This window comes from Embleya sp. NPDC005971, assembly GCF_040629175.1.
Classification (GTDB): domain Bacteria; phylum Actinomycetota; class Actinomycetes; order Streptomycetales; family Streptomycetaceae; genus Embleya.
This window is the reverse complement of sequence record NZ_JBEXUX010000085.1, coordinates 22,890-37,259: the sequence shown is the minus strand read 5'-3', so window position 1 is coordinate 37,259 and position 14,370 is coordinate 22,890. Positions and strand designations below refer to the sequence as shown.

The following is a 14,370-nucleotide window of genomic DNA, read 5'->3' as shown; positions in this document are numbered from 1 at the left end:
CCACCTCCGGGCGCATCCGCTTCGACGACGTCGACGTGCTCGCCGACCCGGACGCGTTGCGCCGTTCGCTGGGCTACCTCCCGCAGGACTTCGGCCAGCGGGATGGTCACCGACGACGGGTTCGCCGGGCCCGACTTCACCTGCCAGATGCCCGCCAGCAGGCCCGGGGTCTGGGTCAGCGTCGCGGCCAGGTGCGGAGTGTCGGCCGTGGTGATGTTGACCCGGATCCGGTGGCCCGGAGCGATGGACGCGAAGGTCGGGAAGACCTCGATGTCGTAGCGGGTGATCTGGTTCGGCTGCACCGACGTCGTGGTGCTCTGGGTGGACGGGTGGTACGGCATCATCGTGGTGCCGTCGGGGGCGTACCAGGTGCGCGCCGGGTCCAGGGCGCGGTGCGAGCCCGCCAGGGAGCCGGAGCTGAGCGGGACCGAGGAGCCGTCGGGGGCCACGTCGGTGACGGTGACCACCCAGTGCGTCTCGGGGGTGTTGGACTGCGCGTACAAGGTCGCGCCGATCGGGCCGGCGAGCACCTTGGTCTCGGTCAGCGGGGCGGTGGTGTAGACGAGCGAGCCCGGGCCGGTCTCGCGCGCCGTGTTGCTGTCGGTGCAGGCGGGATCCTTGATGAAGCCGCCGAGCCACTGTGCGGTCGAGCGGGTGCACGGGCTGTTGTTGGCGGTCCAGCTGATCCACTCGCTGTTGTTGCCGGTGGGCGCGGTCGGGGTGAGCAGGCCGTCGTTCGTGGAGGCCGAGGCGCTGCCGGTGCGGCCCTTGTCCAGGTAGAGGCGGGTGGGGTCGGCGCCGGTGAAGGGGTAGTTGCGGGTGTCCAGCCAGCGGTTGCTGCCCAGTTCCTTGACGTGCAGCGGGTTGGCGCCACCGGTGATGCCGGTGTCGATGCCCTTCAACCACTTGTCGTACCAGCGCAGTTGTAGGGCCGGCAGGTCCAGGGTCGGGTCCTGACGCGGGTCGTGGTACCACGGGCCCATCAGGAGCTGGTAGCGGTCGGTGACCGGCTGACCGGCGATCATCGGCGCGCCCACCGGGCGACCCGCCCAGGCGTTCTGCAGACCGGCGTAGTTCATCAACGCGCCGCGCTGGAACAGGTCGTACCAACCGCCGACCAGGAACGCGGGCACGCCGTTGGCGACCACGTTCGCGAGCATGTCCGCCGGTCGGCGCTGCTGCCAGAACGAGCCGTCGTAGGCCTGTTCGCCGCCGCCGAGCAGACCGGTCAGGATCGGCAGGTTGGCCGAGGCGACGCCGCCCAGGTGCTGGAGCTCCAGGGTCAGGGTGTCCAGGATGTTTTGCGTCGAGCCCTCGCGCAGTGCCTCGGCCAGCGGCGCGGTCATGTGCGAGATGCCGGTGTAGGTCAGCCAGAAGGACATGAACTCGGCATCGGGGATGCCGCCCATCGTGGCCAGTTCACGGTAGAGGTCGTTGCCGGCCACCAGCGGGAAGATCGCCTTGATCGGCGAGTTCGGGCCGATGGACGAGGCGGTCATGATCTGGTTGATGCCGGCGTAGGAGCCGCCGGTGAGGCCGACCTTGCCGTCGGAGTGCGGCACCTGGGCCGCCCAGGCGACGAGTTCGGCGCCGTCCTGGCCCTCCTTGGGCGCCCACGGCGACCACGAGCCGTTGGAGGTGCCGGTGCCGCGCACGTCCGCGGCGATCGCGATGTAGCCGCGCTGCACGAACCAGGACAGCTCGGCCTCGGTGGAGCCCTTGCCGTACGGGGTCTGGGTCAGCAGCACCGGGAACGAGCCGGTGGCGGGCGTGGTGGTGCCGGCGGTGGCCGGGGTGTAGACGTCGACCCGCAGGACCGTGCCGTCGGACATGGTGACCGGCAGGTTCTGCTGCTTGGCGATGCCGTACTGCGCGACGCTGCCCTGCACGAGCGGTGTCGCGGCGGCGGTGGTCGAACTCGCCGGGACCGCGCCGAACAGCGCGGCGAGCAGGGCGAGGGTCGAGGCGAGGGCCACGCCGATGCGTCGGCGGGCCGCTCTGCGTGCTGTTCTCTGTCGGGGGATATGGACGGGTATGTGGACGGACACCCTGACCTCCAAGGATCACGCAAGACAAGGGGACGGTGGCGCAACGTGCGTCGGGAGGAACGGAAAGGGATGGAAGGGACGGGATGGAAGGGACGGATGGGATGGCAGGGAAAGGGAGGGATGGGACCTGTGCGTGGGTCGCTTCGGGTCCGGAGGGGACGTGAATGTCCCGGTCAGGGCGCGAGCGTCCCGCTGAGGGCGCGCCGCACGGAGGCGGCGCGGAGGTCGCCGACGAGGGCGTGGGTGACGGTGCCGGGAATGACCCAGCCGCCGTGCAGGTGGGCCAGTACCCGGAAGGCCGCGCCCGGGACGCCGGCTTCGTGCAGCCGGGTCAGGTAGCGTTCGCCCTGGTCACGGACCGGGTCGTATTCGGCGACGGTGATCACGGCCGGCGGCAGTCCGCTCAGGTCGGGCTCGAACATCGGCGAGACCCTGGGATCGCGCGGGTCGGTGACCCCGGCCAGGTAGAGGCCGAAGAACTCGTTGCACGCCTCGGGCGTCAGGCCGCCGAAGTCGAGGATCGACTCGGGGTCGCCGTCGGTGTCCATTTCGGTCAGGTCCAGGCACGGGACGTCGAGCAACTGGGCGCGCGGCATCGGCAGTTCCCGGTCGCGGGCGATCAGGCACAGCGCGGCGGCCAGGTTGCCGCCCGCGCTGCACCCGCCGACGACGACGCGTTCGGGGTCCAGGCCGAGTTCGGCGTGGTTGGCGTGCAACCACGCGTATCCCGCGACACAGTCCTCCAGCGGTACCGGATAGGGGTGTTCGGGGGCGAGGCGGTAGTCGACCAGGGCCACCGCGCACGGCACCGTCGAGGTGATCGGCCCGAGTTCGACCTCGGCGGTGTCCAGGTCGCCCTGGAACCAGCCGCCGCCGTGGATGAAGTAGAACACCGGTGCGGCGGCGGGCAGTCCGGCCGGTCGCAGGATGCGTACGGTGATCTCGCCGTCCGCGACCGGCACCAGGTGATCGGTGGCGGTGACGTCGTCGGGCCGGCCGGTGAACGCCAGTCGCATGGTCGCGTTCGCGAGCTTGCGCCGCTCCTCCAGGGTGCCGGGCGGCTCGTTGGTGTCGCGGTGGGCGGCCAACAGGTCGATGATGCGCTGAATCGGCGGGTCCAGGGGCATGGGTCAGCTCTCCATCACGGGGTCGGGCATGGGGTGCGAGCGGGCGGGGGCGGACTCGGGGTCGCCCCCGGAGCCGGAGCCGGAGCCGGACTCGGCCCCGGATGACGTTTGGGTGTCGCGGACGGCCGCCGTGGCCGCACCCGACCGGTCGATCGCGCGGGTGTCGGTGCCGAGGTAGCCGGCGATCACGGCCGGGTCGGTGCGCACCTGTTCCGGTGTGCCCTCGCTGATCACCCGCCCGGCGCCCAGGCAGTACAGCCGGTCGCTGATCGACATCATGAATGGCATGTCGTGCTCGATCACGATCATCGCGGCGTCCAGTTCCCGGCGCAGCCGCAACAACAGCGGGCCCAGGGCCTCGGTCTCGCGTTGTGCGACACCGGCGGTCGGCTCGTCCAGGCACAACACCCGCGCGTCCAGTGCGATCAGGTTGGCCAGTTCGACGATCCGCCGGGTGCCGGTGGACAGTTGCGCGACGGGGGTGTCCGCGTAGCGGCCCAGGCCGACCAGGTCGATCAGGTCGGCGGCCTCGGTCCGGCGGTGGCGTTCGGCGCGCGTGGCGGCGGGCAGGAGCAGCGCGGTGGACAGCAGGCCGGACCGGCGGCGCGCCTCCAGTGCGACCAACACCGTCTCCCGCACCGTGAGTTCGGGGAACAGGCGGGCCGCCTGGAAGGTGCGCCCCAGGCCGAGGGCGGCTCGCTTGGCCGGGGCCAGGCGCGAGACGTCCTGTCCGAGCAGTTCGACGGTGCCGGTGGCCGGTGCGAATCCGCCGATCGCGTTGAGCAGGGTGGACTTGCCCGCGCCGTTGGTGCCGATCAGGCCGAGGATCTCGCCGGGGCGCACCTGGATCGACACGGAGTCCACCGCCGTGTTGCCGCCGTAGCGCACCGACACCTCGCGGGTGCGCAGCACCGGAGCGTCGGCCGAGGCCGTCGGTGTCTCGGTGCGCTCGCGAACTCGTAGAGGACGTTCCGGTTTCGGCGCGGACGTCGACGGCTCGGGCTCCGCCGGCAACCGCCCTTCGGCCCAGCGCAGCAGCGCCGCGCGTGCCGCGTTCGCGATCTGGGTCAGTCCGCCCGGGAAGTACAGCAGCAGGACCAGCAGTCCGATGCTGGAGGCGAAGATCGGCACGAGCGAGTTGCCGGGGAAGAAGGCGGGCAGTCCGACCACCCACACCGACCCGATCACCGGGCCGACGGTGGAACCCAGGCCGCCGATCACCACGATCGCCACCAGGGTCAGCGAATCCGAGACCTGGAAGAACCGTTCGGTCAGCGGCACGCTCTGCACGCTGCCCGCGAGCAGCGCGCCGCCGAGGCCGGCGATCGCCCCGGACAGCGCGAACGCGGTGACCTTGGTGCGCAGCGGCGCGACGGTACAGGCGGCGGCCGCCTCCGGATTGTCGCGGACCGCGATGGTGCGCCGCCCGGTGCCGTGTGCGCGCAGCCGGGCGATCAGCGCCAGCACCACGATCAGCACGACCAACAGCACGTAGTAGTAGGTGCGTTCGTCGGACAGGTCGAGGCCGAACAGGTCCCCTCGGGGCAGCGGCACCGAGGACGCGTTGCCGTCGGTGAGGAACGGCCGCCGGTAGAGGTAGCCGGCCGCCGCGACGCCGAGTGCGAAGGTGCTGACCGCGAGCAGCATGCCGTCCACCCGCAGCGCGCCGGCGCCGACGATCGCCGCCAGCGCGGCCGTGACCAGTGCGGCGATCAGCGCGGAGAGCGCGAACGGCAGGGCCTGGAAGGCGATCGTGCGGTCTGCGCCGATGTCGATCGAGAGGCCCCGGGTGAGCGCGGCCGTGGTCAGCGCGCCCAGACCGGCGAACGCCATCTGGCCGAGCGAGAGTTGGCCGGCCCAGCCGGTGAGCACGGTGAGCGAGCAGGCGCAGATCGCGAACGCCAGGATGGTGCCGTAGAGCAGGTGCCGCGATGCCTGGGTGACCACCAGCGGCAGCAGCACCGCGACCAGGAGCGGTAGCACCAGGGCGAGTCGGTTCAGGTGCCGGATCCACCACACGCCGCGCAGTCGTTCCGGGATCGGGGCCGGGCGCGGGCCGGTGGCGAAGGCGCGCACGTCGCCGCGACCGTCCGTACGGGCGTCGCGCCGGGCGCGCACCCACACCGCGGTGACCACCGCACACAGCAGCAGGAAGTCGACCAGACCGGTCTGTTCGACGAAGTTGAATCGAACGGCCGCCTGGAGCACCCCGATCACCACCCCGGCCAGCATCGACCAGCGGAACGAGGTCAGACCCGCGATGACTGCGGCGGCCATCGCCCGGACCATCGTGTTCGGGCCCAGGTCGGCGGTGGCGGAGACCCGGCCGGACTGGCCGGCGATCAGGATCATCGCGAGGGTGGAGAGCAGGCCGGCCAGGGTCCAGACCACGGTGGACACGATCTTGGGGCTGATCCCGACCGTACGGGCCAGGTTGGGGTTCTCGGCGGACGCGGTGACCGCGCGGCCCTGGGTGGTGCGGCCGAGGAACCAGGTCAGCGCGCCGGCCACGAGCGGGACCACGACCAGGACACAGACCTGGGCGCCGGTCACCCGGACTCCGGCGATCTCCCACTGTTCGGTGATCGCCACCGGGTAGCTCGCCCGGACCGCGCCGTCCACGTCGGGCAGCGCGCGCACCGCCGCCACGCAGGCCTGCGCGACGCCGATGGTGGCGATCAGTACGGTCACCCGGGCCGAGTGGAACAACCGGCGGATCACCGCGAGTTCGACGATGGTGCCGGCGAGCGTGCCGACCAGGAGGGCGCCGATCAGCGCCGCCCAGAACGGCACACCGTAGTTGATCACCGCGAGCGGCAGCAGCGCCGCGCCGATCACCCCGAGGTTGCCGACCGCGAAGTTGATCACCCGGCTGGACCGGTACACCAGCACGATGCCCAGCGCGATCAGGCCGATCGCGAGGCCGTTGACCAGGCCGTCGAAGGCGATCTGGCGAGTCATCAGGTCAGCCATGGTCGGCAACCTTTCCGGCCGAATCCGTGGGGTCTGCCGAATCGGCGGGGTCGGTCGGATCGATGGGGCCCGTCGGATCGATGGGATCGGCCGGATCGGCCGGTTCCACGACCGCACCGCCGCCGGCGGCGCCGTCCGGATCACCGGCCTCCGCGTCGCCGCCCAGGAACACCGCCCGGACGAAGTCGCGTTCGGCCAGGTCGGCCGCCGCCCCCTCGAACCGGATCCGGCCCTTCTCCAGGAAGATCGCCCGATCCGCGATCGACATCGCCACGTTCAGCGACTGCTCGACCACGATCATCGCGAGGCCCTCGGCCTTCAACCGCTCGATCACCGCGAGCAGTTCGGCCACCATCGCCGGCGCCAGGCCGAGCGAGAGTTCGTCGATCAGCAGCACCTCGGGGTCGTGCAACATCGCCATGGCCAGCGCCAACATCTGCTGCTGCCCACCGGACAGGGCCGAGGCCGGCTCGTCGGCCCGTTCGACCAACTGCGGGAACAGCCCCAGCGAACGCTCGATCCGGGTCCGCACCTGCTCGGGATCGGCGCGGTGGATGTACGCGCCCATCTCCAGGTTCTCCCGCACGCTCATCCCGGGGAACACGCCCGCACCGCCCGCCAACGACACGATGCCCAGCCGGACCCGCTGCTCGGGGGCGACGAAGGTGACCGTACGGCCACCCAGCCGGATCACCCCGCGTTCGGGCGTGGCCAGGCCCGCGATCGTGCGCAGGATGGTCGATTTGCCCGCGCCGTTGGTGCCGAGCAGGGCCAACACCTCGCCGCGGCGTACCTCGAAACCGACGTCGAACAGCACCTGGACCTGACCGTAGGAGAAGTCCACGTGGTTGAGCTGGAGCACCGGGACCTGATCCGGTCGGGCCTGCCGGCGCTCGTGCTCCTGGTATTCCTCGTGCAGTTCCGCCTCGATCAGCGCGAGGTCGTCGCGCACGTAGCCGGCACCGCGCATGATCAGCAGGCCGCCGATCACGGTGGTCGGCACCAGCGTGATCAGCACCGCGGTGCGCGGGCCGAAGCTGTCGATCAGCGGCGCGGAGACCAGGCCGCCGCCGGTGGCGCCGATGAAGAACACGTAGATGGACGCCATCGCGGTGCCCAGGCCGCGCAGTCGATACGGCACGATCGTCTGCATCAGCGGTCCCATCAGCGCGAACGCACAGGACAGCAGCACGATCTGCGGCACCCCGAAGACGGTGTAGAGCACCGCGTTGGGCGAGAAGTACTGAAGCGGCGCGAACAACGCCGAGGGCACGATCAACAACCCGATCAGCCGCAACGCCTGCGCCGGGTCCTCGCGGAAGCGCCGGTCGTAGTAGCGGCCGATGAACGGCAGCACCACGAGTCCGCCGATACCGCCGGCGGTGCCCACCAGGCCCCGGTCGAACGCGTCCAGGCCGTATTCCTGTTCCAGGAACAGGTTGCCCAACACCGGTGTGGTGAACAGGCCGAAGCCCATCGCGGCGAACGCGAGGATCACCGTCTTGAGCGTGCGGATCCGGCCCAGCCGGGCGAACGCCGCCTCGATCGAGATCGGCGGCGGGTTCTCGTCCTCGATCACCTCGCCGAGCGTGTCCTTCTTCTCCCATTGCCCGCGCGGGGGTTCGGGCAGGAAGAAGGCGAACGCGGCGAAGATCACCACCGGCAGGCCGAGCAGGTAGTACGCCCAGCGCCAGCCGTCCGGTCCGCCGACCGCCGCCGCGATGCCGCCGACCACCAGCGGGCTGAGCACCGCGCAGAGCCGGCCGGACACGCCGATCGAGGCGCCGAGTCGGCCGCGGATCCCGATCGGATAGGTGTCGGCCAACAACGACCCCTGCACGGGACCGCTGTTGGACTTGGCCACACCCGCGCCGAACCGGGTCCAGAAGAACATGAACGCGTTCGTCGCGAAGCCGGACAGGAACACCATCACGGCGAAGAACGCGGTGGAGATGCCGATCACCGGACCACGCCGGCAGCGGTCCGCGATCCAGCCCATCGGCACCGCGCCGAGCACGGTGAACGCGCCCGCGGCGACGCCGAGGAAGACGATGGTGCCGTTGCCCACGCCCAGGCTGTCCCGGATGTCGGGGGCCAGCACCGCGAGCGCGGCGCCTTCGAGTTCGTCGAGCGCGGTCAGGATCAGCAGCACCGTGAACACGGACGTGCCGCCCCGGCGCAGCCCCTGACGCAGGGTCGATTGCTCGGCGGCCGGTTTCCCGGCCGCCGGGCGGGCTCCGTCGCCGACACCGGGGACGGCGGTGTCGGCGACGGTGGTCGGGCCGGGTGTGGCCGGCGGCGACGTCCGGCCGCGGCGCGAGGTGCGCCCGGCCGGCCGCGGTGATTCGTCCAGGATCGCGCCGGCGAGGTCCGCCAGGTTGCCCGGCTCGCCCGCGGTGTCGTCCCGCTGAGGTGCGGCGGTGCCGCCGTCCATAGGTGATCGGCCTTTCTTGTGGTTCGCGTGCCGTCACTTCGTGTCGTGTGAGTCGGCTGCCGTCACGTGGTGTCGGGTGGGTCGGCTGCCCTCACGTGGTGTCGGGTGAGCCGGCTGCCGTCACTTCGCGGCGGAGATCGGCGGTCCCGCCGGGAGCATCTGGTTCTGCGTCGTGTCCCAGCGGTACACACCCACCGCGTCGCCGGCGCTGTGCTTGCCGGGGGCGAGCGAGGCGAGCGGCATGCCGGGCAGCGAGAGCTTGGTCAGCGACTCGGCGCCGCGCTGCCAGGACGCGGCCGTGAGGTCGCGACCGGCGGCGTCGGCGGCCTGGACGAACAACCGGAACGAGGCGCACGAGTTGGCCACCGCGCTCAGCGCCTCCCGGCTCGCCGCCGGGGCGTCGAAGCGCTCGCCGCCGCCGGCGTTGTACTCGTCCACGCACGCCGTGACCGCGGGATCGGCGAGCAGTTCCGCCTTGGTCGGGATGTACGGCGCGGCCACCGTCACCTTCTGCATCGTCGCGGGCTTGATCCCGGTGGTCTTGACCACCGCCGGGCTCAGCGCCTGCGCCGAGGTCGCGTAGACCTGCTCGGGCAGCCAGTTCGCGCGTTGCAGCGCGATCATCAGGTTGGAGAAGTTGGACGTGTTGAGGATCGTGTCGGCACCGGCCGAGCGCATCTTCTGCACCAGCGTGTCCAACGCCTGGTCACCGGCGGCCTGGTCGGTGCCGTAGTCGTCGAGCGGGGTCTGCACGACGATGTCGACGCCGGCCGCGTCCAGCAGCGGTTTGACGGTGTTCTTGGTCACCGCCGCGTCCTGCGCCTCCCAGTACAGCGCGACCTTCTTGCCCTGGAGCAACTTCTGGTCGAGCAATGCCTGAACGGCGGCGGCCCGTTGCCGGTCGTCGGCCATCTCCAGCGCGACGAACGGCGCCTTGGAGCGGCGGTCCCGCTCGGCGGACTGGCCCCACTGGCCCAGGTACGGCGTGCCGTGCGTCTCGGTGAAGCACAGCGGGGTGTCCCCGGTGAGGATGCCGATGGCCAGGAACACCTTCTTGTCCTCGCTCAGCTCCACGCACGCGGCCTGCGCCTCGGCCGGGCCGGTGGGCAGGAACGGGCGGAAGGCGAGTTCGATGGTGCGCCCCTGGACGCCGCCGCGCTTGTTCTGCGCGGCGATCCAGGCGGCGTACAGGTCCTTGCTCGCCGGGCCCTCGCTGGGCACGCCGAAGGCCTTGAGCTGGGCCGGGTCGGTGGCAGCGACGCCGAGCTTGACGGTGGTGTCGGTGACGCCGCGGGCGGGGCCGCTCGGGGCCGCGGCCGGGCCGGCGGGCTTCTTGTCGTCCGATTTCTTCTCGACCGAACAGCCGACCGAAGCGGTCAGGCCGAAGGTGGCGAGCAGGACGCCTATTGCGATACGTCGCGCCGGAGCGGGTCCGTCTCCTCGGAGCAACACAGGGGCTCACCTGTCCTTCGAAGGAAGCAGTGGATCACGGGTGGTTCGGTCGCCGAGAGCGTCGGGTGTGCCGACGTCCGGTAGCGGATCCGGGGTGGGAATGGCGGCCGGGGGGCCTTGGCCCCGAGGAATCCGGGGGGATTTGTGTGTCACATCACGACGGCGGGACGCTAACATCGAATACATGCCAGATGGAAGGCTTTCGTGGACGACATCATCCCGACTCCTCGCCGGCGGTACCCGCGGCGAGGCCGAATCGCATCACTCCGACACCCCTCGACCACCCTTTTCCGGGGCGGATCTGCGCTACTGCGACCTGCCCTCCGCCGCGCCCGAGCCGGGCCCGGCACCGCTGCTCCTGCTGCACGGATTCGCCGGCAGCCTGGCCGACTGGGACGGTGTCGCGCCACTGCTGGCGCGGGATCGCCGGGTCCTGGCCTACGACCATCGCGGACACGGTGACAGCACCAAGTTCGCCGACCGAGCCGCCTACACCTTCGATCACCTCTCCGCCGACCTGGGGGGGTTCGTCGAGCGGGTGTTGCCCGAGCCGATCGATCTGCTCGGGCACTCGATGGGCGGCGTGCTGGCGCTGCGGTACACGCTGGCCCATCCGGACCGGGTGCGCTCGCTCGTGCTGATGGACACCGCCGCCGAGCCCACCTCCACGCCGCTGCTTCGGGTGCTCTCCGGGGGCATGAACGCGGTGGTCGGCAGGTTCGGCCTGGCGCCGCTGCTGACCTTGCTCAAGCCGTTCTCCCGCCCTCCGGCGGGGGCCACGGCAGAGGACCTGGCCCGCCGCGAGCGGCAGACGCGCGCGATCACCGGGATGGACCCGGCCGCGTTCGTCGGGTGCGCGCAGGCGCTGGGCACGTATCCGTCGCTGGTCGGCCGGCTGGCCGAGATCTCCTGCCCGGTCACCGTCGTCGTCGGCGAACACGATCGGCGACTGCGGGGCGCGGCGGAGCAGTTCGCCGCGGGCATCCGGGGCGCGGAGCTTCGGGTCGTCGCGGGGGCCAAGCACAGTCCGCAGACCGAACGGCCGCAAGCGTGGTTGGCGGCGGTCCGCGAGCACCTGGCCCGGTAGCCGGGCGGGTTGCCGGCAATCGCCGGGCGGTTGTGTGCTCAAGCGCCGAACCGGCCGAGCGGACCCGGCCTTCGGCCGAGGTGACCCGAACGCCGGCCGGGCCACGGATTGCCCGATTTGGATGCGTCTACTCCATATTGCTGCCGGATGGTCCGGGTCTTGCGCCCGGCTTCGGTACGTGGTTCGGCGTCGGCATCGGCCCGGCCGGATTTCGTCCGGTTTCGGCGCCTGGTTCGGCGGCCGGAATTTTCAGTTCGACACGAAGGAATGATCGCGTGATCGTCAGTACCGACTTTCCGCCCGGCCGATGGCGGGCCCGGTGGATCTGGGCCGACGCGGCGGGTGGCCCGCAGGGGCGGCATACCGTCGCGTTGCGGGCCGTGCTCGATCTCGACCGGGTGCCCGAGCGGGTGCCCACGCGCGTGGTCGCGTTGTCCGGGTACACGCTGGCCGTGAACGGGGTCGAGGTGGCCCGCGGGCCGGTGCGCGCGAATCCGCGCCTGCGGCCGTACGACGATCTCGATCTGGCCGCCCACCTGCGCCCGGGCACCAACGTGGTGACCGCGCTGGCCTGGGTCTACGACGGGCCCAATCCGTGGTGGTTGCCGCCGTCGCCGTTCGCCAACGACCTGGTGCACGGCGCGTTCGTGCTCGAGGCCCGGCTCGGCCCGGACGCGTGGTTCGTCACCGGCGAGCACTGGCAGGCCCGGGTCCTGGCCGGGTGGACCGCGACCCCCGGCGGCGGCACCATCTCCGGGCGCGGTCGCGAGCTGCTGGACGCCCGTGCGCTGCCCGCCGATTGGCAACACCCCGACCACGATCCCGGTTGGCCGGCGGCGGTGCTGCGGCGCGCGATGACCACCGGCGAGCCGGGTCGGCCCGAGCCGCCCAGCTACCCCGGCGGCCCGTTCGGCGGCCGGCCGATCACCTGGCCGCAACCACGCGAGACGGTGCTGACCCCGGGCCCGGCCGGCGCCTACACGGCGGAGCAGGTGCTCTCCGGCACCGTGGTCGTCGACGCGCACGGCCCGGCCGGCGCCGAGGTCCTGGTTCGCACCGCCGAGTTCGTCGACCCGAACGGGCGGCCCGCGCCCGGCGAGCACGACGCGAGCCTGGCGGTGACCGTCGACGGCACCCGTCGCGCCCTGGAGTCGTTCGACTCCTACGGCCTGCGCGGCGTCCTGGTCGAGGCCCCCGACGGCGTCACCGTGCACCGCGTGGCGGTCCGCGAACGCACCTACCCGGTCACCGGCGACGCGTGGTTCGCCTGCTCGGATCCGCGCCTGGAGCAGATCTGGCGGGTCGGACGCCGCACCGTGACGCTGTGTTCGGCGGACGCCTACGTCGACTGCCCCACCCGCGAGCAGCGGGCCTGGACCGGCGACGCGGTGGTGCACCAGATGGTCGACCTGACCACCAACTCCGACTGGCGGCTGGCCCGCTGGCATCCCCGGCTGGCCGCGTCGCCGCGCTCGGACGGGATGTTGCCGATGGCGGTGGCCGGCGACGCCGAGTGGGCCGACTTCACGGTGATCCCGGACTGGGCGCTGCACTGGGTGCACTCGGTGTGGAACCTGTACCGCTACGTCGGCGATCGCGAGGAGATCGCCGAGTTGCTCCCGGTGGCCGAGCGGGTGCTGCGCTGGTTCGTGCCGTTCCTGGACGACACCGGCCTGCCCACCGACGTCTTCGGCTGGGTGATCATCGACTGGTCGGCCGTGCACACCGAGGGCGTCTCGGCGGCGCTGTGCGGGCTGTGGGGTCGGGCCCTGCTGGAGTTCGCCGAACTGGCCGACTGGCTCGGCGATCGAAACCGGGCGGACTGGGCACGGGCCGCGCATGCCCGGCTCGTGCTCGGCTTCGAGCGGCTGTGGGATCCCGAGCGGGAGCGCTACGCGGACTCGATCGCGGACGGCGAGCGCCGCCCGATGGCCTCCCAGCACGGCCAGGCGGCGGCGATCGTGGGCGGCCTGGTGCCGGCCGAGCGGATCGAGCGCCTGGTGACCGTGCTCACCGCCGAAGAGAACCTGGTACACGCCGCGTTCAGCGCTCCGGACGGCCCCGCCGAGCCTGGCTCGAACACCGAGGTCGGCGGGGCGCACCTGCGGGCCGGGCCGCCGAAGCCGTGGTGGGACACCGGTCGCGCGGTGGTGCGCGCCCAGCCGTTCTTCCGCTACGTGGTGCACGACGCGCTGGCCCGAGCGGGCCGGGCCGACCTGATCGCCGGCCTGTGTCTGGACTGGGCGGCGCTGCTCGCCCGCAGCGAGACCTCGTGGAGCGAGACCTGGTACGGCGGCACGATCAGCCATGGTTGGTCCTCGACGCCCACCCGCGACCTGATGACGCGCGTGCTCGGGGTCGAGCCGGCCGAACCGGGCTTCGCGGTGGCCCGGATCGAGCCCGCACTCGGAGAGTTGAGCCGGGCCTCGGGCGCGGTGCCCTGCCCGGCGGGTCTCATCGAGGTGACGGTGACGCCGACGCTGCTGAACGTGCACAGCCCGGTGCCGTTCGTGCACGCCGGCCGGTCCTACCCCGCCGGCCGGCACGAGATCGGCCGGGCGGGCTGACGCAGGCTCAGCTTCCGTTCGCCGCTTCGCCGTTCCGCTGTCCCGAGGGCAGCGGAACGGCGAGCACGGCGAGGAAACGATCCAGGAACTGTCCGTACGCGGCCACCATGTCCACTCGGTCGGGTTCGAGCAGCCACTGCACCTGGAGGCCGTCCATCGCGGCCAGCATCAGCTCGGCGCAGTGCTCGGCGTCCACGTCGGCGGCGATGTCGCCGTCGTCCCGGGCCCGCGCGAGGTGCCCGGCGGCGATCTCGCGCGCGATCCGGTAGCGCTCGACGAAGTACGTGTGGGCCGGATGCGCGGGGTCGGTGGCCTGCACGGACAACGTCGCGAACAGCCGGATCAGCAGTGGTTGCCGGGCGTTGAGCGCGACCACGTCCCGGCTGGCCCGCACCCAGGCGATGCCGGAGACGTCCACCTGCTCGTCCGGGGTCAGCGTCAGCTCGTCCTTGTAGCGCAGTACCGCGGTGAGCAGCTCTTCCTTGGACGCGAAGTGGTGCCGCAGGCCGGTATGGGACAGGCCCACCTGGGCGGCGATCTCGCGCAGCGAGACCGCGTCGTAGCCGCGCGTGGCGAACACCTCCAGCGCCGCGTGCACGATTTCCTGCCGCCGTGCGACACCGCGCGCGTACGGGCCGCGTGCCCCCGTGCGATCCGACATCCGTTCGGCTCCCCTCGTGAA

At 71.9% G+C, this 14,370-nt stretch carries 7 protein-coding genes and 2 pseudogenes; 3 read left to right on the top strand and 6 right to left on the bottom strand.

Going from position 1 to position 14,370, the window contains the following annotated elements; translation table 11 throughout:
• Window positions 1–95: pseudogene (locus tag ABZ374_RS42560) on the top strand (ABC transporter ATP-binding protein); the annotation flags it as partial.
• Between the two features lie 138 nt (window positions 96–233).
• Here the strand turns inward: ABZ374_RS42560 and ABZ374_RS42555 are convergent.
• The 5 genes and pseudogenes from ABZ374_RS42555 to ABZ374_RS42535 all read right to left on the bottom strand — a co-directional run.
• Window positions 234–1,832, bottom strand: a pseudogene (locus ABZ374_RS42555) (CocE/NonD family hydrolase); the annotation flags it as partial.
• A 389-nt stretch (window positions 1,833–2,221) separates the two neighbouring features.
• Entirely contained in the window at window positions 2,222–3,175 is a 954-nt protein-coding gene (locus tag ABZ374_RS42550; protein WP_360322877.1) for an alpha/beta hydrolase, read from the bottom strand.
• 3 nt (window positions 3,176–3,178) lie between these two features.
• The gene (locus ABZ374_RS42545) at window positions 3,179–6,148 is read right to left on the bottom strand and encodes a branched-chain amino acid ABC transporter permease/ATP-binding protein (protein ID WP_360322875.1); all 2,970 of its coding nucleotides are present in this window, start codon (window positions 6,146–6,148) and stop codon (window positions 3,179–3,181) included.
• Complete coding sequence (locus ABZ374_RS42540) at window positions 6,141–8,582, bottom strand: MFS transporter (RefSeq protein WP_360322873.1); 2,442 nt, start codon at window positions 8,580–8,582, stop codon at window positions 6,141–6,143. Before ABZ374_RS42540 ends, ABZ374_RS42545 begins: the two co-directional genes overlap by 8 nt.
• 120 nt (window positions 8,583–8,702) lie before the next feature.
• Window positions 8,703–10,034 (bottom strand): ABC transporter substrate-binding protein, encoded by a 1,332-nt coding sequence (locus tag ABZ374_RS42535; RefSeq protein WP_360322871.1) that lies wholly within the window; start codon window positions 10,032–10,034, stop codon window positions 8,703–8,705.
• A gap of 184 nt (window positions 10,035–10,218) precedes the next feature.
• Here ABZ374_RS42535 and ABZ374_RS42530 point away from each other — a divergent pair, with 184 nt between their 5' ends.
• On the top strand, window positions 10,219–11,121 hold the full coding sequence (locus ABZ374_RS42530) for an alpha/beta fold hydrolase (protein WP_360322869.1): 903 nt from the start codon (window positions 10,219–10,221) through the stop codon (window positions 11,119–11,121).
• Window positions 11,122–11,396: 275 nt separating this feature from the next.
• On the top strand, window positions 11,397–13,688 hold the full coding sequence (locus ABZ374_RS42525; RefSeq protein ID WP_360322867.1) for a hypothetical protein: 2,292 nt from the start codon (window positions 11,397–11,399) through the stop codon (window positions 13,686–13,688).
• A 7-nt stretch (window positions 13,689–13,695) separates the two neighbouring features.
• Here the strand turns inward: ABZ374_RS42525 and ABZ374_RS42520 are convergent, their stop codons facing one another.
• A complete protein-coding gene (locus tag ABZ374_RS42520; RefSeq protein WP_360322865.1) occupies window positions 13,696–14,349 on the bottom strand; it encodes a TetR/AcrR family transcriptional regulator in 654 nt (217 codons plus the stop codon).
• Between the last annotated feature and the right edge of the window lie 21 nt (window positions 14,350–14,370).

Coding starts and splice junctions, on each gene's coding strand:
- ABZ374_RS42540 (WP_360322873.1), bottom strand. CDS start 8,582: ATGGACGGCGGCACCGCCGCACCTCAGCGGGACGACACCGCGGGCGAG.
- ABZ374_RS42545 (WP_360322875.1), bottom strand. CDS start 6,148: ATGGCTGACCTGATGACTCGCCAGATCGCCTTCGACGGCCTGGTCAAC.
- ABZ374_RS42520 (WP_360322865.1), bottom strand. CDS start 14,349: ATGTCGGATCGCACGGGGGCACGCGGCCCGTACGCGCGCGGTGTCGCA.
- ABZ374_RS42550 (WP_360322877.1), bottom strand. CDS start 3,175: ATGCCCCTGGACCCGCCGATTCAGCGCATCATCGACCTGTTGGCCGCC.
- ABZ374_RS42530 (WP_360322869.1), top strand. CDS start 10,219: ATGCCAGATGGAAGGCTTTCGTGGACGACATCATCCCGACTCCTCGCC.